Raw genomic sequence first — 24,562 nt, forward strand, 5'->3', positions numbered from 1 at the left:
CTGACGCGGCAGGCGCGGACTGCTGACGCGCACGCGCCGCGCCAGCGTTACTGCTTACTGCTCGTCGGGATCGACGCCCGGCAACGCGCCGCCTATCAGACCACTCGCCTCCTCTCCGGGCAGCGCCTCGACATCGCGCAGTTTGCGATTCATCACGCGGGTGCGCGTCTCAGCGGCTTCAATAGAACGCGTGACTGTTTCGAGTTGCGCTTTGGTCTTCGCCAGCACGTCGCCGAACTTGCCGAACTCGGTCTTAACCGCGCCGAGCACTTGCCACACTTCACTTGAGCGCCGCTCGATGGCAAGCGTGCGAAAACCCATCTGCAAACTGTTGAGCAACGCCGTCAGCGTAGTGGGGCCGGCAATCGTCACGCGGTAATCGCGTTGCAGCAGATCTGACAAACCTGGCCGACGCAGCACTTCCGCGTAGAGACCCTCGGTGGGCAGGTACAGCAACGCGAAATCGGTGGTGTGCGGCGGCGACACGTATTTTTCGGCGATGGCGCGTGCCTCTGCGCGAATCCTGGCTTCCAGGGCACGCGAGGCTTCTTCCACTGCGGCGGGGTCGGCCCGTTCCTGCGCGTCGATGAGCCGCTCGTAATCTTCGCGTGGAAACTTGGCGTCGATGGGCAGCCATACCGGTGTGGCCGCACCGCCCGCCTCCACCCGTCCAGGCAGGCGGATAGCGAACTCGACGCGATCCGCGCTCTTCGGCACGGTGGCCACGTTTTTGGCGTATTGGTCGGCGGTGAGCAGTTGTTCAAGCAGCGCTTCGAGCTGCACTTCGCCCCACGTGCCGCGCGTTTTCACGTTCGTCAGCACCTTCTTCAGATCGCCGACGCCGGCCGCGAGCGTCTGCATTTCGCCCAGGCCGCGATGTACCTGTTCGAGGCGGTCCGACACGAGCTTGAATGACTCGCCTAGGCGTTGTTCGAGCGTGGCGTGCAGTTTTTCGTCGACGGTACGGCGCATTTCATCCAGCTTGCTGGCATTGTTCGCCTCGATGTCCTTCAGCCGCTGTTCGATGGTCGCGCGAACCTCGGCGAAGCGGCGATCGTTCACCTCCGTGAGTTGGCCGAGCTGCAGGCTGAGGGTATCGCCGAACTGCTTGAGCGAGCGTCCCTGTTCGTCACGCGCCTGCTGCGCCTGCTGCTGAAGGCTGTGACGCACCGCGTCCAGTTGCTGCGCGAATCCGTCGATCTTGCCGCCCTGCACAGTGGTCATGCTGCTGAATTGCGCGGCCAGCGTTTGCTGGAAATGCGCGAAGCCGCCGCTCTGCTCCGTACGCGACACGCGCGCGGTCTCGGCGATGTCGTTGCGCAATTGCCGCTCGAGGCGCTCATAGGCATGTGCCTGCGCGTCGGCTGCGGTATCGATGCGATCGCTCAGCATTTCGAACTGCTCGTGCTCATTAGCGCGACCGTGGACTCGCATCAGCAAGACCACCGCAAGCACGAGCGCGACCGCCAGCACTGCGACGGCCGCGACAAGAATCATCGTCATGCACGCGCCCGGCCGATAACTTCGGCATTGATCGGATTGGGTGGCCGACCGGCGCGCGGACCTTCGCCAAGGCCGGCAATCAGATTGTCCGCGGCGAGATTGGCCATTGCACGGCGCGTCGCCTCGGTTGCGCTCGCAATGTGCGGCGTCAACACGATGTTCGGCACGCTCAGCAGATCGGGATTCAGATTCGGCTCGCCCTCGAAGACGTCGAGGCCGGCCGCGGCGATCTGCCCGGAGCGCAGCGCCTCGACGAGCGCCGCGTCGTCGACGATGCCGCCGCGCGCAATATTGGTCAGCGTCGCAGTGGGCTTCATCAGCGCGAGTTCGGCAGCGCCGATCGTGTGATGATTCTCCTTCGTATAGGGCAGCACGAGCACGACATGATCGGCGCGCCGCAGCAGGTCCTGCTTCGACACATATTCGGCATTCAGCTCGGCTTCGATCTCGGGCGCGACCCGGGAGCGGTTGTGATAAATGACCTGCATGTTGAAGCCCTTCGCGCGCCTTGCGAGCGCCTGGCCGATCCGGCCCATGCCGATCACGCCCAGCGTGGAGCCGTGGATATCGCCACCGAGAAAGCCGTCGTACGCCCACTTTTGCCACTTGCCCGCGCGCAGCCAGTGCTCCGACTCCGCGATGCGCCGAGCCGCAGCCATCATCAGCGCCCAGCCGAAGTCCGCGGTCGACTCGTTCAACACGTCCGGCGTATTCGTGCCGAGCACGTTGGCTGCGTTGAACGCCGCCATGTCGAAGTTGTTGTAACCCACCGCCATATTCGACACCACGCGAAGGCGCGGCGCGGCCGCGAGAACCTCCCCGCCGACAGGATCGCCCGCGGTCAGTGCGCCGTCCTTGTCAACGAGACGGCGCTTCAGTTCTTCCGCGGACAGCACGTCGCCCTGGTTCCAGTCGACGTCGAAATACTGTTTGAGCCGTTCGATCACATCGGGAAAAATCGGACGGGCGACGAGGATCTTCTGCATTGCAATTCTCCGTATAGCGTGTCGAGTTCGGCGGCCTCGGCTTCAGACTCGGTGTCAGAAAAACAGCCAACCGGTGACAAGAAAAAGCGGCAGCAGCACCGCACCGGACCACCCCAGATAAGCGAAAAAGCTCGGCATGCGAACCCCGCGCGACTCTGCAATCGCCTTTACCATGAAGTTGGGCGCATTGCCGATATAACTGTTCGCGCCCATGAACACCGCGCCCGCCGAAATCGCCGCGAGCGTGGTGGCGCCGGTTGTCATGAGCGACGAAGCATCGCCGCCGGCCAGGTTGAAAAACACCAGGTACGTCGGCGCGTTGTCCAGAAACGAAGATAGCAGGCCCGTCGCCCAGAAGTACATCGCGTCGTGCGGTCGCCCTGCGGAATCGTTGACCAGATGAACCACGCCGGCAAACGCACCGGCTTCGCCCGCGCGCAGTATTGTGATGACGGGTGCAATAGTCACGAAGATGCCCGCGAACAACTTGGCCACCTCTTCGATCGGCGCCCAGTTGAAGTCGTTGCCCTTGCGAGCCGCACGCGGCGTCAATGCGAGTGAAAGCAACATGACGACGACGAGCGCGACATCGCGTACGGCATTCTGTAAATCTACATGGGTTCCGAGCACATCGAAACTGACGCCGGGTTTCCACAGCCCGCTCATCAGAACGAGCCCGACAACCGCGCCAAGTAGCAGGAAATTCACCTTGCCGTCGATGCCGAGCGGCGAGTCGGGCGTAGGGTCAAAAAAACGCGAACGCTCTTCTTCACGCTGATGGAAATAGTGCGAGTCGAGGAAATAGAACGCTGTTAGGAGCACACCGCAAACGAACAACATGGGCAGCGCGAGATGCGTGGTGGTCCAGAAAAAGTCGACGCCCTGCAGGAAGCCCAGGAAGAGCGGCGGGTCGCCGAGCGGCGAGAGCGAGCCGCCCGCATTCGCGACCAGGAAAATGAAGAACGCGACCACGTGCACCACATGCCGGCGATTGTCATTTGCGCGCAGCAACGGACGGATGAGCAGCATTGCCGCGCCGGTCGTGCCCATCACGCTCGCGAGCAACGTGCCGAGCGCAAGAATCGTTGTGTTCAGGCGCGGCGTGCCGTGCAAATTGCCACGCACGCAGATTCCGCCAGCAACCGTGTACAGCGCAGTCAGCAGCACGATGAAGGGAATGTATTCTTCGAGCAACGCATGGACTAGCGTGCCTAACGCGATGGCCGAGCCGAACGCAAGCGCGAACGGCACGAGAAACACCAGCGCCCACGCCGCCGCAATCTTGCCAAAATGGTGATGCCAGAAAGCCGGTGCGACGAGAGGAAAGAGGGCAATAGAGAGCAGCATGCCCGCAAACGGCAATCCCCAGAGCGCGGAAAGCGAAGCGCCTTCGAGTGTGGCGGCGCAGGCCACCTGGGGCCAGCTCGTCAGCGTCAGTGCAGCCACGAGCACCATGCACGTCGGCACGGCACGTCTAGTCATATGCTGGAGGTCCTTCTTTGTTGAAATGACTTGAACACCGCGGACAGTTACGCACGCGTGAAGACAAGCGTGGTTTTCACTCAGGCGCCGAGTACGACGATCACATGCACGCGATACGGCCCATGCGCGCCGAGCACGATGGTCTGTTCGATATCCCCGGTGCGCGACGGCCCAGAGATGAAGTTGACCGCACGCGGAAGCTCGCCCCGCTCGCTGCGGATCAATGCGAATGCTTCTTCGTGTCCTGCCACGATGCGCGAAGCCGGCACGATTGCGATATGCGTTTCCGGCAGCAGACCGGCTGATGCATAAGTGTCCGGGCCGGACAGCAACACGAGCGAGCCCGTTTCGGCAGTCGCACAAAAGCAGCCGGTCAGGCCCACTACGTCACCGTCTCTCGGCTTGCGAAATTCAACTGCGAGGCCTGCGTCGTTCCAGCGCAGATCCTGCAGCGTTCCCCAGGCAATGGCTTGCAACGGCAACGAGTGATCTGCGAGATAGCGATACGCCGCGGCCGGCACGTCGCTCAGCGACGCTACCGTGTCGACGGTGGTCGCCATTTTCTGCGCTTCTTCAATGAACCGCCCGGTCAGGTCCGCAGGCATATCCGGGCGCGGGCCAGACGGATGGCGCGCCAGATAGTCCGCCGCCGCTTCCCGCTCGGACGGGGACGGCTCCGGTTCCCGGCCTTGCGCCGCGCGGATACGCGCCAGAATGTTGCGGCGGGCAATCGATGTGTCCATATGCGAAAGTCCTCGTGTCGATAGCCGTGCGATATGTCGGAATTATACCGGCCACCCTCCGCGCGAACACCCTGGCCGAACGGCATAGGAACTCTTCAGACACGAGGAAACACGCGTGCAAAAGCCGTTAATTCGCCGACTCTTCCTCGGGCTGCGCGATGCCGAAAACCTGCCGCAGATACGCGAGATACGCCTTGTCCTCGCACATGTTCTTGCCCGGCGAATCGGACAGCTTCGCCACGGGCTGGCCGTTGCAGCGAACCATCTTGATCACGATCTGCAGCGGGTTGTAGCCGAGGTCATTGGTCAGATTCGTGCCCACGCCAAAGGCGAGCTTGCAGCGTCCGCGGAAGCGCTCATACAGCTGCAGCACCTTGGGAATATCGAGCGCGTCGGAGAACACCAGGATCTTCGTGCGCGGATCGCAACGGTTCGCCTCGTAGTGCTGGAGCAGGCGCTCGCCCCAATCGAATGGGTCGCCAGAATCGTGGCGCGCGCCGTCGAACAGCTTGCAGAAGTACATGTCGAAGTCGCGCAGAAACGCCTGCATGCCATAGACATCCGACAGTGCAATGCCAAGGTCGCCGCGATATTCCTTCGCCCACATTTCGAAGCCGAAGATCTGCGAATCGCGCAGCCGCGGGCCGAGCGCCTGGCACGCCTGCAGATACTCGTGCGCCATGGTGCCGAGCGGCGTCAGGCTGTGCTTCATTGCGTAAAACACGTTGCTGGTGCCGGCGAACTGTTCGCCAAGGCCGTCTTTCAGCGTGAGGATCACTTCTTCGTGCCATTGCTTCGAAAAGCGGCGACGCGTGCCGTAGTCGGCAATCTTGCAGTCGGCAAATTCCGGCCGCGCGCCCAGAAGTTTCATCTTGTCGACCAGGCGCCCGCGGCCTTCGCTGTAGTCCGGTTCCTGCTGCGTATTGCGGAAGTAGACCTCGTTGACGATGGCGAGCATCGGGATCTCGAACAGGATCGTGTGTAGCCACGGACCTTTGATCTCAATGTCGATCTCGCCGTTGTTCTTCGGCGACGGCTCGATCGAAATGTACTTCTCGTTCAGATGAAAGAGCGCGAGGAACTCGATGAAGTCGCCCTTAATGAAGCGCATGCGCCGGAGGTAGTCGAGTTCCTCGTCGGTGAAGCGCAGTTGGCAGAGCTTGCGCACTTCGTCGCGTATCTCGCCGATGTAAGGCACGAGGTCGACGTTCGGCGTGCGGCAACGGAAGCGATACTCGACGTTGGCCGCGGGGAAGTGATGCAGAACCACCTGCATCATCGTGAACTTGTACAGATCGGTGTCGAGCAGCGAAGTAATAATCATGATGGTGCGAACTGGACCGCAGGAAGTACGGAAGGCCTGACTCAACCCATGCATCGGGGCGCCTCGTGCGCGCCGGCTTGACGCATGTTACCCGAATGCGCCGTCATTCAGGCGCGAGCGCGGCCTGCCCTCGCGCCTCCGAGCGTGAACCCGTTACTCTTCGCGCACGCAATAAACTAATCACGAAAACATATAAAAGGCGTTGTGCGATGCTGCATGCGCCTCTTGACGTTACGTTACAATACCGCTTTTGGCGTTTGCGCCTTCCCTGATTCCGCATGCAGGAGCTGCCTGAATGACTCACGTTGTGACCGAAAGCTGCATCAAGTGCCGCTATACCGACTGCGTCGATGTGTGCCCGGTGGACTGCTTTCGCGAAGGTCCCAACTTCCTCGCGATCGACCCCGATGAATGCATCGACTGCGCAGTGTGCGTGGCCGAGTGCCCGGTGAACGCCATTTATGCCGAAGAAGACGTGCCGGGCGACCAGCAGAACTTCATCGAGCTGAATGCCGATCTCGCCAAGAACTGGCCGAGCATCACCAAGACCAAGGCGCCGCTGCCGGAAGCCGACGAGTTCAAGGACGTCAAGGAAAAGCTCGCCCTGCTCGCGCGCTGAGCGTTTGAGAGCCCGTCATACCTCCCGGTAGTTCGGATCAAATTGAGATGAACACAAGGTATTGACAGGCGCCAACGCTGCTTCTACAATTTCGCTTCTCTGCTGTTGTTTTTCTGTTCCTCGATAGCTCAGTCGGTAGAGCGCCGGACTGTTAATCCGTAGGTCCCTGGTTCGAGCCCAGGTCGAGGAGCCAAGAATTGCAAAAGCCCGTTAACCAAGACGGGCTTTTTTATGTAGATCAAGTTGTACTGCTGTTCCTCGATAGCTCAGTCGGTAGAGCGCCGGACTGTTAATCCGTAGGTCCCTGGTTCGAGCCCAGGTCGAGGAGCCAAAATTTTAAAGGCCCGCATCCGTGCGGGCCTTTTTGTTTCTAGTCTTCCTTCAGTTCGATCTTCCTTCAAGGCGAGCGCCTCATTCGCGATCAGCGCGTCGCTCCCCTCTCATCAATTCACGGCGGATTTTCCAAGGCGCGTCTGCTGAGCCGTTGCCGAACGTCTCGCCAATCTTCCCGCGGTATACGATGACAGCTCGCGGCGCACAACGCGCCTCCAACGCTTCCTGCTCAACCCGGCCATCTCATGAAAATCACCACGTTGCAAATCGCGCTTGCAGTCGCCGCCGCCGTCGCTGTGCCGGTCGCGCACGGCGAAGAAGTCGGCAGCGTCAATACGAACTTTCACATCACCGGTTCCGACCGGGTTGTCGTCGAGGCTTATGACGATCCTCTCGTTCAAGGCGTGACCTGTTACGTGTCGCGTGCGCGCACGGGCGGCGTGAAAGGCACGCTTGGCATCGCGGAAGATCCCACGGAGGCGTCGATCGCCTGCCGTCAGGTCGGTGCAATTCATTTCGCCGGTCCGGTGAAACAGCAAGCCGACGTGTTTTCGGTGAGCATGTCGCTAATCTTCAAGGCGTTGCATGTGGTGCGCGTGGTCGACACAAAACGCAACGCGCTCGTGTATCTCACCTACAGCGACCGGGTTGTCAGCGGCAGCGCGAAAAACAGTGTGAGCGCCGTGCCGATGCCGGCCGGCACCACCATCCCTGTGAAGTGACCAACCGCGGGTCAGCGCGGGCGACGTCCTACGAAAAAGCGCACGGCGCGCGCCGCCGAACGAAGCGCGCCGCCATGCCCGCAGCCGTCGCTCCGCGCTAAACTGACTGGCTGTGCGAGAGCCATGCAATGACCGCCGTCCATCGTTTCCAGAATTCAGCCCGTTACTGGCGCACGCCGCTTCTGCCCGGTGCGGACCTGCTCACGGCTGAATATCACGACCACGAGTTCGCACCGCACTGGCACGATGCGTACACGATTCCCGTGATCGTCGCGGGCGCCGAAGGCTATCGGTATCGCGGTTCGGACTATGTCGCCGAAGCCGGAGGCGTGCCGATTATCAATCCCGGCGAACTCCACACCGGGTCGAAGGCAGTCGAAGCAGGCTGGCGCTATCGCGTAACGTACGCGCCGGTGCAGTTCATCCACGAACTCGCTGATCAGATCGCCGGCAAGCCGCAGCCTTTGCCATGGTTTGCACCTGGCGTGATCCACGATCCCGACCTCGCCGTGCGGCTCGCGAACGCGCACCGCATGCTCGAAGCGGGCAGCGACGCGCTGGCGGCCGAAGCCGCCATGCTCGACGCGCTCTCCACGCTGCTCGTGCGTTATTCGCAGACGCTGCCCGAGCCTTCGCGCATGGCCGCCGACGACACCCGCGTCGCCGTCATGAAAGAACGTCTGGCAGGCGACCTGCTCGAACCGGTCACGCTCGCCGACGTGGCGCAGGCGGCCGGACTCTCGCCATTTCACGCCGCGCGCCTTTTCAACCGCGCGACGGGTCTGCCGCCCCACGCCTGGCGCAATCAGATACGCCTGCAACGCGCGCTTGCGCCATTGCGGGCAGGTGTCCCGGTAACAGACGTGGCGGCCGCCAGCGGCTTTACCGATCAAAGCCATTTCACGCGGCACTTCCGGCGCATGTTCGGCGTGCCGCCCGGACGCTGGCAGGGACAGTGATCGTCCGCAAGAACGTACAAGCCCGGCTCTGCCTGCCCCGTTATGCTTCCCGACTCATAGGAGGCAAGTTTTGACCCACTCAGTCCGTTTAAAGGAAGTCACCACGGGCGCGCGCGACATCATCCCGATGATGGTCGGCTCGGCGCCTTTCGGCGTCATTTTCGGCACGCTTGTCGCGTCCGGGCCGCTGCATCTGTGGCACGGCCAGTTGATGTCGCTCATCGTTTTCGCGGGCTCCGCGCAATTTATCGCGCTCGGGCTGATCGCGGGCCACGCGAGCTTCGCGGTGATCTGGGCCACCACGCTCGTGGTCAATCTGCGGCATGTTCTGTATAGCGCGACACTCGCGCCGCACGTCGCGCATCTTCCGGCGCGCTGGCGCTGGGCCCTCGGCGCGCTGCTCACGGACGAAGTATTCGCAGTCGCGTGGGAGCACTATCGGAACCGCGAGCCGGGCACCGTCGGCCCGCACTACTTCTTCGGCGCCGGTCTCGCGATGTATCTGAACTGGCAGCTCTGGACAGTCGCCGGCCTGCTGTTCGGCGCTGCCTTCCCCGGACTTCAATCGCTCGGACTCGACTTTGCGATGGTCGCCACGTTCATTGCGATCGTCGTACCGCAGCTCACCGCGTTGCGCTACATCGCGGCCGCGGTCACCGCGGGCACGCTGGCCTTCTTCTGGCAAGCGTGGCCGTACAAGCTCGGACTGCTCGCTGCCGTCTTCGCGGGCGTCGTAGTCGGCGTACTGCTTTCCACGCCGGGCTTCGGCTTGCGGCGTGCACGCCGGTCGGCGGAGGGATCGCGATGAACTACGTCGTTTTGATACTCAGCATGGCGCTCATCACGTGGGTGATCCGCGCCGCCGTCTTCGTGCTCGGCGACCGGCTGGTGTTTCCGCCTCTGGTACGCACGGCGCTGGGCTTCGTGCCGGTCACCGTGCTGACCGCGATCATCGTGCCGATGGCGGTCTCGCCGCATGGCGCCGACACCGGTGCCGAACTGACGTGGCGCAATCCGCAACTGGTCGGCGCACTGGCCGCTGTCATCGTAAGCGCGCTGACGCGGCGGCCACTCGTAACCATCGCCGTGGGCCTCACGGTGTTTTTCGTCTGGCAAGGCGTGGTGCTGCGATAACGCACGCGCGCTCCCACACGTAAGGGCTCACTCACGCGGAAGCCGCCGGTGGCGGGGCTTCCGCGTTCAACGTCGGCTCCGGACGAGCGTCGCAATACCGTCCAGGCAGTGCGGCAAAGCCTGCCTCATATCCGATAAAACCCTTAAGTTTCCCGTTGATCCGCCGATATGCAGTCGAGGTCCGCTCGTCGGGATACGTCCCGCCAGACGCGGCAACAGGCAGGAATCAAACGCGCAGCCATTGCACGTCCAGTCTTCCGGGTCCGCTTGCGACCGGACGAACACGACGAGGCCGCGCGGCAGGACCAAACGGGATAGACACATGGGTCAAATTACCCTCACGCTCAAAGACGAGACCATTGCGACGCTGCGCAAGGATTTCGATGCATTTCTGCGCGTATCGCTGAAGCTCGATCCGCAGTTCGCGACGCCTTCGTTCGAGGACTTTTTGCGAGCGAAGCTGCTCGACAACATGGTGCCGCTGACCGAGCACGCCGTTCAGCGGATGTTGCAGGGCGGCCAGTATGCATGGGCCAAACGCACACTGGACAAGGAGTTTCCTGACGTCGTCGCGATTCTGATGCGGCAGGCCGGGGAATTCGGTTTCGGCTTTGCAGCGCGCTCGGAGTGGACGCCGGAAGAGTTGGCCAAGCAATGCCGCGACTGGGCGGCGGCGATCGTCAAGGAAGCCGAAGGCGACGCGGTGCTGGTCGACCCGCTCTCGGCACAGATCAAGAGCGCAGTGCAGGATATCCAGGCGCTCGAGGAAATCATGCAGACGCCGGCATGGCGGCTCGTGGAATCGCTGCGTCAGCGTGTTTATGAAGCGAAGGTGGCATGCGAAACGAGCGTGGGCAGCACCGCCCGCGAAAAGCTGGGCGAACTGCGCGGCCTGCTTCGGCTCGGCATTTCGCACGGCTCGTTCCAGAAGCAGGAAGCGCAACAGATCATGGAATATCTGCGCCTGCTGAAGCCGGAAATCTTCGTCGAAGAACCGTACGACGTGTTTTCGCGGATGGCGGCGTGGCTGCGCAACTTCTTCATGCCGCCCCGCCCCGCCCCGCAACAGCAGCAACGGCAGTCGCGCTAACTCGGCCGAGCGTCTGCCCACCAGCAGCAGCTAGCGCGTAAAGCACGTTGCCTGCTGCCGAAAGCGATCCAGGGAGCCCTCCGGGATGCTCCCGCACGGCGACAGCCCGTGCGGCATCGAGCCCCGCCCACCTGAGCGCCGCTCAGTCCCACATCTTCCTGAGCCTTGCTCCGATTTCGATTTTTGCCTGCGCCGCCGCGGCGAGCCCCGCGGCCGTCGGCGCACTGGGCACCGGCACGCGGGGCCATGCGTACGCGTCGAACAAAGGCATCAGGTGCGCAGGGATAAAGCGCGTGCGCGACGCCCACACGTGACGATCGCCCATATGCGTCTGGTTGTGCACGTAAAAGCGCTGCGGCACGACGATATGCAGGTCTTCTTTTGCGCGCGTCATCGCCACGTAAAGCAGGCGGCGTTCTTCGTCGATTTCCTCTTCGCTGCCGGTACCCAGATCGGACGGAATGCAGCCGTCGACCCCGTTCAGCACGAACACGTTGCGCCATTCCTGTCCCTTTGCCGAATGGATGGTGGACAGGATCAGATAGTCTTCGTCGATGAGCGGCACGCCCGATTCGTCGCTCGTGGCATCGGGCGGATCGAGCGTCAACTCCGTCAGAAAGCGCTCGCGCGACGCATACGTGCCCGCAATGCTTTCCATCTGCAACACGTCGGCATGACGGATTGCGGCGTCTTCATGATTGCGCTCCAGATGCGGCTCGTACCAGCGCCTCACCATCTCGAACTCCGCAGGCCATGGCGTCTGCCGCCCATACACGCTCGACATCAGCCTGACGAAGGGATGCCAGTCCTCCTGCGCGCGAGGCGGCGGTGCGAACGCGGCGAGCGTGCCGCCCGCGGTGTCGGCGGGATTGCCCACGCCGGCTCGCGCGACGATTTCGTCGAGCACTCTGGCGGCCGTGGCCGGCCCCACGCCGGGCAGTAACTGTACGACGCGAAAACCGGCCACACGGTCGCGCGGATTCTCGGCCCAACGCAGCACCGCCAGTACGTCTTTGACGTGAACGGAATCGAGGAACTTCAGGCCGCCGAACTTCACGAACGGAATGTTGCGGCGCGTGAGTTCGATCTCGAGCGCCGCGCTGTGATGCGCGGCGCGAAACAGCACCGCCTGCGACTTCAGTGTCATGCCCTGCTCGCGCGCTTCCAGCACCTGCTCGACGATATAGCGCGCCTGGTCGGCCTCGTCGGCGACGGTGACGAGCCGGGGCCGTTGCGCCGACGACTTGTCGGTCCACAGGTTCTTCGTATAACGCTCGCTGGCCAGTTCGATCACCGCGTTCGACGCGGCAAGAATCGGCTCGGTCGAGCGGTAATTGCGTTCGAGCGTGACCTGAACCGCAGGCGGATCGAAATGCGCCGGGAAATCGAGAATGTTGCGCACGGTGGCGCCGCGAAACGAATAGATCGACTGCGCGTCGTCGCCGACCACGGTCAGGCCGCGTCCATCCGGCTTCAGCGCGAGGAGAATTGACGCCTGCAACCGGTTGGTGTCCTGATATTCGTCGACCAGCACGTGATCGAAGCGCGCCGACAGATCGGCGGCGATCGCCGGCTCCGCAGCCATATGCGACCAGTAAAGCAGCAGGTCGTCGTAATCGAGCACGCTCTGCTTCTGCTTCGCGTCGACGTAGGCCGCGAACAGCATGCGCAGATCGGCTTCCCACTCGCGGCACCACGGGAACGCGTTATCGAGCACCTGCCCGAGTGACGCGCCGGTGTTCACGACGCGCGAGTAAATCGCGAAACAGGTTCCCTTAGCCGGAAAGCGCCGTTCTTTCGCGGACAGACCCAGTTCATGTCGCACCAGATTCATCAGATCGGCGGAATCCTCACGGTCGTTGATCGTAAAGGCCGGTGCAAGTCCGATCAGTTCTGCATATTCGCGCAAAAGCCGCGCGCCGACGCTATGGAACGTGCCCGCCCATGTCAGCCCTTGCGCGAGCGCGGCGCGCGTGCCGAGCGCCGTCGTGGCAATACGTGTGACGCGGCGTGTCATTTCTAGCGCCGCGCGACGCGAAAATGTCAGAAGCAGAATTCTGCGCGGATCAGCGCCCTTCACCATCAGATTGGCCACACGGTGCGCAAGCGTGCTGGTCTTGCCGGAGCCCGCGCCCGCAATGACCAGCAAGGCGCCCGACGGTGAATGGGGCGTATCGGTGCCGAATTCGACGGCCTCGCGCTGCGCGTCGTTCAGCTTCGCAAGCCAGGCGGCGGTATCGGACGGCGACGGCGTTTCTGCGACGGAAAGCACGGTGTTTTAAGGGCGTTGGATGGATCGGGAACGGCGACGCATACTGTATATCCATACAACCCGCGCGCACAAGCGCCCTTTTTTAGCGTGGCTGCTGCGCAGTCACGCGCGCGCCGCGCCGCACGCTTACAAGCCGCTCAAAACGAAACGGCCCGTGTGCATTCCGCAAACGGGCCGTTTCGTTGAGCAAGTCGCACCTGCTCATCAGGAAGCAGGAACCTACTGCTTCTTCGCGTCCTTCAGAGTGGCCTCGGCGTGCGCCTTGTCGGCGTCGGCTTGGGCTTCGGTCTTTTCCTTGTCGGCCTTGGCTTGCGCGACAGCCGCCTTCTTGTCTGCCTTGGCTTGCTGCTTCGCCGCCTTCTGATCGGCGTGCGTGACCGGCGCCGCGGCCGGATCGCTTGCCTGCGCGAATGCGGCCGACGACAGGCAGCCCGCGATCAGCAACGCGCAAAGCCGCGCGGTCGGGGATTTTGCGGAATTAGTAAATCGAGTGTTGCTCATGCGATTCCTCCTTACCAGTCTCATCAGGTCGAGTCGGGTTCGACGCCGCGGGTTACCTGAGCCCGCGGCTCCGCCTGCCATTAGTGCTTAACTTCGCCACCGTCGGTCTGGGCGCCCGCCTGACTTTGCAGGTTCATCTTCATTTCGTTGTCAGCGGCCTGCTTGTCCGCCTTCTTGTTGATCTTCGCGTCGCGCACCTGCTCCTTGTATTCGGACTTGGCAGCCTTCTGCTGTTCCTTCAGTTCGGCCTTCGACGCCTTCTTCGACGCGCGGTACTCCGCGTTAGCCTTCGCGTTGGCTTCGCGCTTTTGTACCAGCGGATCGGGCGAGCCCGAGGCCGTCAGGCGGGTCGGTGCCGGCGTGACCGGCTGCACGCCTTGGGCGGCAGGAGCGGCCGGCGCGACGTCGGCGCCGGGCGACTGAACCTGTACCTGGGCATTCATGCCCGCAGCCGGTTGAACGGGCTGTGTGGTCTGCGCGACGGCTGCCGTGGCGGCGAATGCGGTCATGGCGGTACCGATCAGGAGCGTACGAATCTGGGTCATGGCAAATTCCTCTCTAGAGTTGTTGTGGCCGGGTCGAACCGCCCTGCATCGCGCTGCGGCGCGCTGGACGACCTCCCGGTCTGCTCATAGCCGAACTAGATCCGGCAAGCTTTCCTGCTGAGATGCACTTTACGAGTGAAGTCGTGTTGTGACGACCGGTGTTACGCAACGTTTCACTTTCCGACAAACGGATAACATCTGCTTGCATTTGCTTGCGATGCGTTCACGAAACACTGCGCGAGACAACGCGACTTCTTAGGGGCAAGCTTGTGCTTTATGATGCGAACCCCTTGCCTGAAGGTGCAATGCCCATGCCCAACCTCGATTTCACGCTCACCGGCGACTACGTCGAACTTCACAATCTGCTGAAGATCACGGGGCTCGCGGACAGCGGCGGCTCGGCGAAGATGATGGTAGCGGACGGAGCCGTCACTGTGGACGGCCGCGTCGAAACGCGTAAAACGTGCAAGATCCGCGCAGGACAGGTGGTACTGCTCGGTGACACGCGAATCGCGGTCCACGAAGCCTGACCGCTACTACTCCCGCAGGAACCACGAGATTCCGCAGGAAACTCGCGCACCAAAAATGTGCTTAATCCATCGACTTTGCAGCGGTCACGCAATAAGCTGTTGGTTTCGCTAGACGAACGGCCCCGCTGACATCGCCGACCGTGGGCTCGCCGGGAAACCGTGGCGAGCCGCCTCGATCGGCGTCATTACGAGGCTCGTGAACCGCCATGCGACCGCGAGCCCACGCGTCTCTCGTAGAGCGCGCTTCCGTTGCCTTCGCTGCTTCCAGTGCCGCGGCGGTCGCCAGCGGTCACGGCGTCGTCATTCCGTCAACTTTCACACGCTCCATGACTCAATCCGGCTTCACCCGGGTGGCCACCCGTCCGCCGACCTTGTCCCGCCACGCCGCCGACACCGCGCGGCTCGCCGCGCCGCTCGCCATCGCGCAACTGTCGCAAATGGCCATGGGCGTCACCGACACGATCCTGCTCGGCTCTCTCGGACCGGACGCGCTCGCGGCCGGCGGTCTGGGCGCCAATCTGTTCTTCGTGGTCGTGACGCTGCTGCAGGGCGTGCTGACGTCGGTCAGCGTGAGCGTCTCGCATGCGCGCGGCGCGCAGGACGAAAGCCGCGTGCCGCACATCTACTGGACCGGTTTTGTGTTGTCGGTGTTGCTGTCGGTGCCGGCGTTCGCCTTGCTGTCGTTCGCGACGCCCATCCTGCTTGCGTTCGGGGAACCGGCGCTGCTCGCGCATAACGTCGGCGAGTATGCGGCGGTGCTGCGCTGGGGCGCGCTGGGCAGTCTGATCGGCGTCGGTCTGATGCGCTCTTTCCTGCCGGCGATCGGCGCGGCGCGGCGGCTCCTGTGGGTGTCGCTCGTCAGCGTCGGGGTGAATGGCTTTCTCAACTACGGGCTGATTCACGGCGCGTACGGGCTGCCGCGGCTCGGCTTCCTCGGCTCGGCGGCTGCGACGTCCATCACCGTCTGGCTGACCGCGCTCGTGCTGATGGCGCTGTTGCATCTGCGGCCCCGCTATCGCCATTTCGTGGTCGCCACGCGCCCCAACGTCCCGCTGATGGGCGAACTGTTCGGTATCGGCTGGCCGGTGGCGATCACCTACGGCGTCGAATCGACGCTCTTCCTCGCGACCGGCCTGATGGTCGGGCTGCTCGGCGAGTCGCAACTGGCCGCACATCAGATTGCGCTGAACGTCGCGTCGGTGGCATTCATGGTGCCGCTCGCGATCGGCCAGGCGGCCAATGTGAGAGTCGGCTTCTGGTCCGGCGCCGGGCAGCCGCTCGCCGCGCGTCATGCGGGCTTCGTCGCGCTGGCACTCGGCGTCGGCTTCATGACGTTGTCGGGAATCGTGCTGATCGCCGCGCCGCATTGGATCGTCGGCCTCTATCTGCACCTGGACGACCCGGCCAATGCGGCGACGGTTACGCTCGCGAGTTCACTCCTCGGCGTGGCAGCGATTTTTCAGATCGTCGACGGCATGCAAACGGTCGGATCAGGCTGCCTGCGCGGTTTGAAAGACACGCGCATACCAATGATCGCCGCCGCATTCGGTTACTGGGTGATTGGCTTTCCGACCGGCTATACGCTCGCCTTTCATGCCGGGCTGGGTGCTCGAGGTTTGTGGTGGGGCCTCGCGGCCGGACTCGCGAGCGTCGCGCTGCTGATGACGCTGCGCTTTCACAAGTTAAGCTTGCGGCGCGTGCCGGTTGCGGCGGACGCGCCGCCTGCCGCATCGGTTTGAACGCGGGTAACAGACTCGCCGTTGCAGGCACGTCCGCGCTGCGTGACAGGTCCGCTTGCGGACGGGAAATCCGCTAAGGCCCGGCGGCCGGTCTTGCCGCAAAAGGGACAATGGCACAGCGAGCCAACGTCCCTGCAAACCCGTTGCACGCGCAACCATAGAGCCAGCAAGCTGCCGCCCACAACGTTAAAATGCGTGACTTCTTCGGTGCGAGTCGCGAACCCGCGTCCATCCACCGAAGCTCCGCTTGCGCGCCTCACAAAGGACCGCGCTGCCGGCAGGTCCACCATCCGCTGACAACCTGCCGTTCGCTTGCGACTCAACTGCAGCGACCGCGACGTACGGCGCGTCCCGCTCACAGGCACTCGCTGCAGTCGTGAGGCCCCGCACCCGGCAGAGCGTCGCCGCCTTCAGCGCTGCGCCCGCTTGCGAACGACCAACCTCCGCTTCTCGCCATAAAACATAACCAAGGACCTTGCCCCATGCTTGCCCGCATCACCCGTCTTTTTCCCGTTTGGGCCGTGCTCATTTCGGTTGCAGCGTACTTCTCGCCGGCTTCGTTCACCGGCATCGCTCCGCACGTCACCACGCTTCTGACCATCATCATGCTGGCGATGGGCGTCACGCTGTCCGTCGCGGACTTTCAACGCGTCTTCACACGGCCCGCGCCGGTGATCGCAGGCATCGTGCTGCATTACCTCGTGATGCCGCTCGCCGCCTGGGTCATCGCGAAAGTCTTGCGCATGCCGCCCGATCTGACCGCCGGCATGGTGCTGGTGGGCAGCGTGGCGAGCGGCACGGCATCGAACGTGATGATCTATCTGGCGCGCGGCGACGTCGCGCTGTCGGTGACGATCAGTGCGTTGTCCACGCTCGTCGGTGTCTTTGCGACGCCGCTTCTTACGCGCCTTTACGTGGATGCGTCAATCGCCGTCGACGTCCACGGCATGTTGATGAGCATCCTGCAAATCGTCGCGCTGCCGATCGTGGTCGGTCTCGTGGTGAATCACCTGTTCGGCAAGACGGTTCGCAAGATCGAGCCAGTGCTGCCGCTGGTTTCGATGGTCGCGATCCTGCTGATCATCGGCGCGGTGGTGGGCGGCACGCAAAAAAGCATTGCGTCCGTCGGCCTCGTGGTGATGCTCGGGGTGGTGTTGCATAACGGCATCGGCCTTCTCGGCGGCTATTGGGGCGGCCGCCTGCTAGGTTTCGACGAAGCCGTTTGCCGCACGCTTGCGATTGAAGTCGGCATGCAGAACTCGGGCCTCGCCGCGACGCTCGGCAAGCTCTACTTCACGCCAATTGCCGCGTTGCCCGGCGCGCTGTTCTCCGTCTGGCACAACCTGTCGGGGTCGCTGCTCGCGGGTTATTGGGCAGGGCGCCCGGCGAAGGGCTCGACGTATGCCGAAGGCGAACGAGGGCTGAACACCGAACGCGTCTGACGGTTTCGAGCCACCGCTCATCGCGGTCCCAGACGCCGCCGGCGTGCCGCGGTGCACAGTCCGGCGGCGCGATTCCCCTTAGAATGGATTTCTCGGCAGCGCGGCTGAAGCATCTGCGCTGCCGTTACGAAAAGCCTGAACAACAAGGGGAAAAGCGTGCAGTGGCATACAGAACAAAAGCAGACCGCGACGCAACTTAAGCGCGCAATCCGCTCCGCCAGACATTTTTTCTTGCTGTGTTGCACGTCGGCATTTCTGACTGCGTGCGCAACCAAACCTCCCGCCACCGCGTTCGACCGCCCGGTCACTCACGCGTTATCACCGACCGAAAACACGCCGCTTCGCGCGGCGCTTGAACCGCTCGAAGCCGCTCATCCGGGGGAATCGGGTTTCCGTGTGCTCTCGAGCGGAACGGACGCACTGCAGATGCGCATCGCGCTCGCCCGCGCGGCGACGAAAACGCTCGACATGCAGTACTACATCGCGAACGAGGACACCACCGGCAAGCTGCTGCTCGGCGCCGCGCTGTACGCGGCGGATCACGGCGTGCGCGTGCGCATGCTGGTCGACGACCTGAACTTCAAGGACATCGACCGCATCATGGCGGGGCTCAACTCGCACAGCAACATCGAGATTCGCGTCTTCAATCCGTTCGGCAGCGCGCGTGAAGGTGTGTTCGAGCGCACTTCGAATGTCTTCACGCAGATCGGCCACTTCACGCGCCGCATGCACAACAAGGCGATGATCGCAGACAACCAGTTGGCGATTGTCGGCGGCCGCAATCTCGGCGACGAATACTTTAACGCGAGCGAAGTCCTGCAGTTCCGCGACATCGACGTGCTCGCCGCCGGCCCGATCACCGCCGATGTCTCGGCGAGCTTCGACGACTACTGGAACAGCAGCGTCGCGTATCCGCTCGGCGTGCTGAACAAGCAGAAATTCGATCGCGAAGAACTTGATCAGACACGCGACGACCTGCGCAAGCACTGGCGCACCAACGCCGATCCATACAACGCGAAGCCCTTGAACGCGACGCCGCTCGCCACGCAGATTGCGGGCAAGCAACTCGGCCTGACCTGGGCGCAAGCGGAGTTCGAGGCGGATCAGCCGGAGAAAATCGAGAGCCCGTCGCCGGACTACGTCAGTCCACCGATGAAGCGGCTCGGCGAGCTCATGAAGGACGCGCACAAGGATTTCCTCGTCGTGTCGCCCTACTTCGTTCCGCACGACGCCGGCGTGACGGCGCTGGGCACACTCACGCACCGGGGCGTGCGCGTAGCGATCCTGACGAATTCGCTCGCCGCCACCGACGCGGTTGCGGTGCAAGCGGGCTACAGTCCGTTTCGCGTGCCGCTGCTGCAACAGGGCGTCGAGTTATACGAATTCAAGCCGCGCCAGGATACGCCCACGGCGGGAATCGCCGGGTCGCGTTCGCGCGCGAGTCTGCATGCGAAGACTTACGTGATCGACCGCCGGATTCTGGTGATCGGCTCGATGAACCTCGATCCGCGCTCGGCGCATCTGAATACCGAACTGGCGCTCGTGATCCACAGCCCGCAACTGGCTGCGCAGGTCGCCGACATTTTCGCCACCGCCACGGCGCCGGAGCGAAGCTACCGCGTGACGCTCGCCGACGGCGCGCAGCTCGCCTATCTTCGTTCGATCGGCGCGCCGCTGTCCCCGCTCGTGTGGACCGATGTCGAAGACGGCACGCGCCGCACCTACATTTTCGACCCGCAGGCAGGGTTATACCGGAACGCGCTAACAGGGCTATTCTCCCTATTGCCGGTCAACGCAGAACTTTAAAGCGGAGCTCAACCATGACTGAAGACGTACGAATGGAGCGCGATACGTTCGGTGAAATCGCTGTGCCGAACGCTCATTTGTGGGGCGCGCAGACGCAGCGCTCGCTGCAGAATTTCCGCATTTCCACCGAGAAGCAATCGCCCGAATTGATCACCGCGCTCGCCGTGATCAAGCGCGCCGCCGCCGAGGTCAACCTGGGCCTCGGCGTGCTGGACGAGACAAAGGCGCACGCGATCATGCAGGCGGCCGACGAGATCATCGCAGGCAAGCATCCGGACGAGTTTCCGCTCGCGGTCTGGCAAACCGGCTCCGGCACGCAGACCAACATGAACCTGAACGAAGTAATCGCGAATCGCGCGAGCGAGCTGCTCGGCGGCGAGCGCGGTGAAGCGCGCAAAGTGCATCCGAACGACGACGTGAATCGCGGCCAGTCGTCGAACGACGTCTTCCCGACGGCCATGCACGTGGCCGCCGCGCATGGCATCGTCAAGCATCTGCTGCCTGCGCTCAAGACGTTGCGCGACACGCTCGACGGCAAGGCGAAGGCGTTTGCCGGCATCGTCAAGATCGGCCGCACGCACTTGCAGGACGCAACGCCGCTCACGCTCGGCCAGGAGTTCTCCGGCTATGTCGCGCAACTCGACCACGGCATCCGCCATGTTGAATCGACGTTGCCGCATCTGTATGAACTCGCGCAGGGCGGCACGGCTGTCGGCACCGGTTTGAATGCGCATCCGCAGTTCGCCGGCAAGGTCGCGGCTGCCATCGCGAAGCTCACCGGCGTGCCGTTCGTGTCCGCGCCCAACAAATTCGAGGTAATGGCCGCAGCCGATGCGCTCGTTTTCGCGCACGGCGCGCTGAAAACGGTGGCAGCGAGTCTGAACAAGATCGCCAACGACATCCGCTGGCTCGCGAGCGGTCCGCGCTGCGGCTTGGGCGAACTGTCGATTCCGGAGAACGAACCGGGCAGCTCGATCATGCCGGGCAAGGTCAATCCCACGCAGTCCGAAGCCTTGACGATGCTGTGCGCGCAAGTGTTCGGCAATGACGTCGCGGTGAACATCGGCGGGGCGAGCGGCAACTTCGAGTTGAACGTGTTCCGGCCCATGATCGCGCACAACGTGCTGCAGTCCATCCGCCTGCTCAGCGACGGCGCTCTGAGTTTCAACGACAACTGCGCAGTCGGCATCGAGCCGAATCGTGAGCGGATCGACGCGCTGCTTAACGAATCGCTGATGCTCGTGACGGCGCTCAATCCGCACATCGGCTACGACAAGGCCGCGCAGATCGCGAAGAAGGCGCACAAGGAGGGCACCACGCTGAAGGCCGCGGCGCTCGCGCTCGGCTATGTCACTGAGCAGCAGTTCGACGAATGGGTGCGGCCGGGCGATATGGTGGGCCATTCGGTGCCTTGATTGGCACCTGCCCGCTCCCACGCCTGACGCGCTGGGCGACTCCCGGTGAGTCGCCCGGTTTGATTCGATGCGGGTTTGATTCAGATTAGCCCGGGACGGAAACGCGGGCGCTTAAGCGGCAAAGGATCGCCGCCTGAAGTTTTGCCGGCGCCCGAGTGAACGCCGGCAAGCGTCGTTCAAACCTTGCCCTGCGCCACCTCTTCCGGCTTCAGCTCGACGATCGCGTCGAGCGCTTCCTTCACGTCCATCGCGTACTTCGCGAGGCGCTTCTGCTCGTCGGTTTCCGGCACGAACGACGGCACCTGCACCGGGTGTCCGTTTTCATTGACCGCGACCATCACGACGAGACAATCCGTGGTTTGCAGCAACTCGCCGCCCTTCGGGTCGCCAGCCTGCACCGACACATGGATGTGCATGCTGGTGCGCCCTGTCGCCACCACGCGCGCGCGCAATTCGACGAGGTTGCCTACCAGAATCGGTCGACGGAAACGGATATTGCCGACGCTGACCGTCACGCAATAACGCCCCGACCACACCGCCGCGCACGCATACGCGGTTTCGTCGATCCACTTCATCAGCGCGCCGCCGTGCACCTTGCCGCCGAAGTTGACCGAGCTGGGTTCGGCGAGAAAGCGAAACGTGGTTTCGGAACGTTCCAGCGGCGCTGAGAGATGGCTACTCATCTTGACTCCGGTCAATCGGATGCATTGAAAGGAGGCGATTATACGAGCGCAATATTGACGGCGTACCCAATTATCGGGCGGAAATGCGTGCAACGTCCATGCGCGCAGCCGGTTTCGGCGCGCAATCCGATCAGCAGGTTCACCGCTGTGGCCGCTGCAAGCTCGTACAGTGCCGCGGCGCTGGCCTGTTCTCCGGCTCGAACGGTCGCATCGCGCGCAGTCGTTCAGCGCGCGTCGTCGCCGGCGCGGACAGGCGCCTCTCGATGGTTCGCCGACGCAGGCGCAGTCGCGGACATGAACCGTTCACGATACTCGAGCGGGAGCACGCCGAAGCGCCGCACGAACGCGCGCCGCAGATTCTGCTCGCTGCCGAAACCGCAATCGAGCGCGATGCGCTTCAGCGGCCGGCGCGATTCGGCCAGTGCCCGCGAAGCCGCTTCGAGGCGTAATGCGGACACGGTTTTCGCCGGCGTACGCCCGACCTCGTCGACGTAGCGGCGCGCGAAGGTCCGCGGGGTCATTCGCGCGTGCTCGGCGAGTCGCTCGACCGTGAGGTCCTCGCGCAAATGGGCGACCATCCAGCTATGCAAGGCCTCGAACGGCCCTCCCGCCGACGCCTGTGCCGCGAGTGCCGCGCTGAATTGCGACTGCCCGCCGGGGCGCTTCATGAAGACAACGAGGCGCCGCGCGGCTTGCATCGCGACGGCGTGGCCGAGGTCTTCTTCGATCAGCGCAAGTGCGAGATCGATGCCCGCCGTCACGCCCGCCGACGTCCAGACCACGCGTTCGCCATCACCTCGGACTCCCTCCGGGCCTGCGTCGCGGATAAAGATCGGATCGGCATCGACATGAACATTGGGAAAGCGGCGCGCGAGATGCGGCGCATCCCGCCAGTGTGTGGTCGCGCGGCGGCCGTCCAGCAGGCCGGCCGCCGCCAGATAGAACGCGCCCGTGCATACCGAGCACACGCGTCGCGCGCGCGGCGCATTGCGCCTGATCCACGCGACGAGTTCCGGCTGCAGCGTGCAATGCTGATCGACCGGAACGCCGGGGACGATCAGCGTGTCGATAGGCTCGGCGTCGAGTGAATCGAGTCGTTCGGTCACGACCGGCAGGCCCGGAAAAGTCTGCAAGACGCCGCCCTCGATCGAAGCGACTGTCGTGCGATAAGCGATCGGGCGTGCGGGCGAATGCGTGGATGCAGGCACGGACGCATCCGCATGCGTGGACGGGTTCGCCGGTATAGGCACCCGCCCACCGCCATCGCTCGCGCCGTGCGCAGCGGCTATCGTCAGTTCGGCGCGCCAGAAGGCTTCCAGCGGGCCGCACGCGTCGAGCAGGACCAGATCGGGTGCGACGGCAAATACGATATGACGCACGGTCATCACGCGACCCCTCCCATCGCGCGCCGTCTGGACGACCGCGCATAGGCGAGCGTGGCGAGCGCCGCTGCGGCAAGCAGCGGAAAGATCGCCGCATTGATCGTCGCCCAGCCGAAGCGCGCCAGCAATTGCCCTGCGAATAGCGAACCGAGCGCGGAGAACGCGAACGTCGTGAATTCGCTGGTGGCCTGCGTCTTCGCCCGTTCCGACGGCCTGTACGACTGCGCGAGCAGCGTGGAGCCGCCCACGAACATGAAATTCCAGCCCACCCCGAGACACGCGAGCGCGGCGTAAAAGTGCGGCAGATCGGTCGAACGCAATGCGAAGACACCGCATAGTGCCGAGAGCGCAATGCCCGCGCCGATCACCGGCAGCACGCCGAAACGCTTGATGAGCCGCGCGGAAAAGAGAGACGGTGCAAACATGCCGACCAGATGCCACTGGATGATCGACGCGCCGTCGCCGATGCTGTGCCCGCACGCGACCGCCGCGATCGGCGTGGCGGTCATGACGAACGTCATCACGGCATAGCCGAGCGCGTTGTTCGCGAGCGCCGCGGCGAAGATCGGTTGCCGCACGATCTCCCTGAGCGCCCGTGCGGCGTCGTGGGTACTGGCCACGGCCGGCGCAGGCGCCATGTCGCGATAAAGCAGCATCAACAGGACAATCGACGCGAGTCCGAGTCCGGTGACGAGCGCGTAAGAGCCCGCGAACGTCACCGGCGCGAGCCAGTCTTTGCTCCACGCGGCGAGAAGCGGGCCGCAGACGGCCGCGACCACGCCGCCCGTGAGAACCGTCGAAATTGCGCGACTCTTGGCTTCGAGACCGACTGCGTCTGCGGCGGCGAGCCGGTAGTACTGCGCAAACGCCTGGAATACGCCGACCGTCGCGGTCCCCGCGCAAAAAGCCCAGAAGTCGTGATGAAAGATCGCCCACACGGACACAGCGCCGCCCAGCGCGCCGACGCTCGCGCCCAGCACGAAACCCGCGCGACGGCCGATGCGCGCCATCAGAAACGACGCGAAGATCGTCGTGAGCGCCGCAGCACCGTGATCAGCGAGAAAGGCAGCGTGGCGAGCGCCTTGTCGTCGGCGAGCGTGTAGCCAACGAGGCCCGTCAGTGTGAGATCGATCGACACCGACGAGGTGTACAACGCCTGGCACACGGCCAGCACGCGCGCGTCACGGCGTCCATGCGGGCCGGAGCCGCGCAGTTCCGCGGAAACGGCAGTGAAGGCAGAAGCGGCGGCGGATCGAGAAGACGAAGCTGGTGCGGCAGGCGGCATGGATCAGTCCCGGCGGCGAAGGTGGTCGAAGTGGCAGGAGCGGCACAAGCGGCCCAAGCGGCCCTCA

General features: G+C 63.6%; 21 protein-coding genes, 2 tRNA genes and 1 pseudogene. 13 read left to right on the top strand and 11 right to left on the bottom strand.

Annotated features, from left to right (window positions below; translation table 11 throughout):
- Positions 1 to 54: 54 nt before the first annotated feature.
- The 5 genes from ACTJLB_RS20870 to pncB form a co-directional block, all read right to left on the bottom strand.
- Positions 55 to 1,503, bottom strand: coding sequence for a DNA recombination protein RmuC (locus ACTJLB_RS20870; protein ID WP_440784326.1), 1,449 nt, complete (start codon positions 1,501 to 1,503; stop codon positions 55 to 57).
- Positions 1,500 to 2,489, bottom strand: coding sequence for a 2-hydroxyacid dehydrogenase (locus ACTJLB_RS20875; protein WP_440784327.1), 990 nt, complete (start codon positions 2,487 to 2,489; stop codon positions 1,500 to 1,502). Before ACTJLB_RS20875 ends, ACTJLB_RS20870 begins: the two co-directional genes overlap by 4 nt.
- Positions 2,490 to 2,543: 54 nt before the next feature.
- Positions 2,544 to 3,971 carry a sodium:proton antiporter gene (locus ACTJLB_RS20880; RefSeq protein WP_440784328.1) on the bottom strand — a complete coding sequence of 476 codons (1,428 nt, stop codon included), beginning with the start codon at positions 3,969 to 3,971 and terminating at the stop codon, positions 2,544 to 2,546.
- A gap of 80 nt (positions 3,972 to 4,051) precedes the next feature.
- Complete coding sequence (locus ACTJLB_RS20885; RefSeq protein WP_440784329.1) at positions 4,052 to 4,714, bottom strand: LutC/YkgG family protein; 663 nt, start codon at positions 4,712 to 4,714, stop codon at positions 4,052 to 4,054.
- Positions 4,715 to 4,841: 127 nt separating this feature from the next.
- Positions 4,842 to 6,038 carry a nicotinate phosphoribosyltransferase gene (gene pncB, locus ACTJLB_RS20890; protein WP_020069368.1) on the bottom strand — a complete coding sequence of 399 codons (1,197 nt, stop codon included), beginning with the start codon at positions 6,036 to 6,038 and terminating at the stop codon, positions 4,842 to 4,844.
- Positions 6,039 to 6,333: 295 nt separating this feature from the next.
- Between pncB and fdxA the strand changes: the two genes are divergently transcribed.
- From fdxA to ACTJLB_RS20930, 8 genes are all read left to right on the top strand, one after another.
- Positions 6,334 to 6,657 (top strand): ferredoxin FdxA, encoded by a 324-nt coding sequence (gene fdxA / locus ACTJLB_RS20895; protein ID WP_020069367.1) that lies wholly within the window; start codon positions 6,334 to 6,336, stop codon positions 6,655 to 6,657.
- A 117-nt stretch (positions 6,658 to 6,774) separates the two neighbouring features.
- Positions 6,775 to 6,850 (top strand) — tRNA-Asn (locus ACTJLB_RS20900).
- Positions 6,851 to 6,912: 62 nt separating this feature from the next.
- Positions 6,913 to 6,988: transfer RNA gene (locus ACTJLB_RS20905), tRNA-Asn, on the top strand.
- A gap of 247 nt (positions 6,989 to 7,235) precedes the next feature.
- Positions 7,236 to 7,712, top strand: a complete 477-nt coding sequence (locus ACTJLB_RS20910) for a CreA family protein (protein WP_408174399.1) — start codon at positions 7,236 to 7,238, stop codon at positions 7,710 to 7,712.
- Positions 7,713 to 7,840: 128 nt separating this feature from the next.
- The gene (locus ACTJLB_RS20915) at positions 7,841 to 8,671 is read left to right on the top strand and encodes a helix-turn-helix transcriptional regulator (RefSeq protein ID WP_087752824.1); all 831 of its coding nucleotides are present in this window, start codon (positions 7,841 to 7,843) and stop codon (positions 8,669 to 8,671) included.
- Positions 8,672 to 8,798: 127 nt separating this feature from the next.
- Entirely contained in the window at positions 8,799 to 9,479 is a 681-nt protein-coding gene (locus ACTJLB_RS20920) for an AzlC family ABC transporter permease (protein ID WP_020069363.1), read from the top strand.
- Entirely contained in the window at positions 9,476 to 9,805 is a 330-nt protein-coding gene (locus tag ACTJLB_RS20925) for an AzlD domain-containing protein (RefSeq protein WP_440784330.1), read from the top strand. Before ACTJLB_RS20920 ends, ACTJLB_RS20925 begins: the two co-directional genes overlap by 4 nt.
- Before the next feature lie 322 nt (positions 9,806 to 10,127).
- Complete coding sequence (locus ACTJLB_RS20930; protein ID WP_440784331.1) at positions 10,128 to 10,895, top strand: DUF4088 family protein; 768 nt, start codon at positions 10,128 to 10,130, stop codon at positions 10,893 to 10,895.
- 142 nt (positions 10,896 to 11,037) lie between these two features.
- Here ACTJLB_RS20930 and ACTJLB_RS20935 read toward each other — a convergent pair whose 3' ends face one another.
- The 3 genes from ACTJLB_RS20935 to ACTJLB_RS20945 all read right to left on the bottom strand — a co-directional run bounded on the left by ACTJLB_RS20935 (position 11,038) and on the right by ACTJLB_RS20945 (position 14,213).
- The gene (locus tag ACTJLB_RS20935; protein ID WP_440784332.1) at positions 11,038 to 13,167 is read right to left on the bottom strand and encodes an ATP-dependent helicase; all 2,130 of its coding nucleotides are present in this window, start codon (positions 13,165 to 13,167) and stop codon (positions 11,038 to 11,040) included.
- A 219-nt stretch (positions 13,168 to 13,386) separates the two neighbouring features.
- Positions 13,387 to 13,668 (bottom strand): hypothetical protein, encoded by a 282-nt coding sequence (locus ACTJLB_RS20940; RefSeq protein ID WP_020069359.1) that lies wholly within the window; start codon positions 13,666 to 13,668, stop codon positions 13,387 to 13,389.
- Between the two features lie 80 nt (positions 13,669 to 13,748).
- A complete protein-coding gene (locus tag ACTJLB_RS20945) occupies positions 13,749 to 14,213 on the bottom strand; it encodes a hypothetical protein (protein WP_392394197.1) in 465 nt (154 codons plus the stop codon).
- Between the two features lie 311 nt (positions 14,214 to 14,524).
- Here ACTJLB_RS20945 and ACTJLB_RS20950 point away from each other — a divergent pair, with 311 nt between their 5' ends.
- The 5 genes from ACTJLB_RS20950 to fumC all read left to right on the top strand — a co-directional run bounded on the left by ACTJLB_RS20950 (position 14,525) and on the right by fumC (position 21,145).
- Positions 14,525 to 14,743, top strand: a complete 219-nt coding sequence (locus ACTJLB_RS20950; RefSeq protein ID WP_011489423.1) for an RNA-binding S4 domain-containing protein — start codon at positions 14,525 to 14,527, stop codon at positions 14,741 to 14,743.
- Positions 14,744 to 15,069: 326 nt separating this feature from the next.
- Entirely contained in the window at positions 15,070 to 16,482 is a 1,413-nt protein-coding gene (locus ACTJLB_RS20955; protein ID WP_020069357.1) for an MATE family efflux transporter, read from the top strand.
- Between the two features lie 482 nt (positions 16,483 to 16,964).
- Complete coding sequence (gene panS / locus ACTJLB_RS20960) at positions 16,965 to 17,924, top strand: ketopantoate/pantoate/pantothenate transporter PanS (protein WP_440784333.1); 960 nt, start codon at positions 16,965 to 16,967, stop codon at positions 17,922 to 17,924.
- 156 nt (positions 17,925 to 18,080) lie between these two features.
- A complete protein-coding gene (locus tag ACTJLB_RS20965) occupies positions 18,081 to 19,730 on the top strand; it encodes a phospholipase D family protein (RefSeq protein WP_440784334.1) in 1,650 nt (549 codons plus the stop codon).
- A gap of 14 nt (positions 19,731 to 19,744) precedes the next feature.
- The gene (gene fumC / locus ACTJLB_RS20970) at positions 19,745 to 21,145 is read left to right on the top strand and encodes a class II fumarate hydratase (RefSeq protein ID WP_027804847.1); all 1,401 of its coding nucleotides are present in this window, start codon (positions 19,745 to 19,747) and stop codon (positions 21,143 to 21,145) included.
- A 176-nt stretch (positions 21,146 to 21,321) separates the two neighbouring features.
- Here the strand turns inward: fumC and ACTJLB_RS20975 are convergent, their stop codons facing one another.
- From ACTJLB_RS20975 to ACTJLB_RS20985, 3 genes and pseudogenes are all read right to left on the bottom strand, one after another.
- Positions 21,322 to 21,828 (bottom strand): acyl-CoA thioesterase, encoded by a 507-nt coding sequence (locus ACTJLB_RS20975; protein ID WP_020069353.1) that lies wholly within the window; start codon positions 21,826 to 21,828, stop codon positions 21,322 to 21,324.
- Between the two features lie 224 nt (positions 21,829 to 22,052).
- Complete coding sequence (locus ACTJLB_RS20980) at positions 22,053 to 23,213, bottom strand: GlxA family transcriptional regulator (protein WP_440784335.1); 1,161 nt, start codon at positions 23,211 to 23,213, stop codon at positions 22,053 to 22,055.
- Positions 23,213 to 24,495, bottom strand: a pseudogene (locus tag ACTJLB_RS20985) (MFS transporter). The gene ACTJLB_RS20980 and the pseudogene ACTJLB_RS20985 overlap by 1 nt, the downstream one beginning before the upstream one ends.
- Positions 24,496 to 24,562 lie beyond the last annotated feature (67 nt).

The organism is Paraburkholderia sp. 22098 (assembly GCF_052045935.1).
Lineage (GTDB): Bacteria > Pseudomonadota > Gammaproteobacteria > Burkholderiales > Burkholderiaceae > Paraburkholderia > Paraburkholderia caledonica.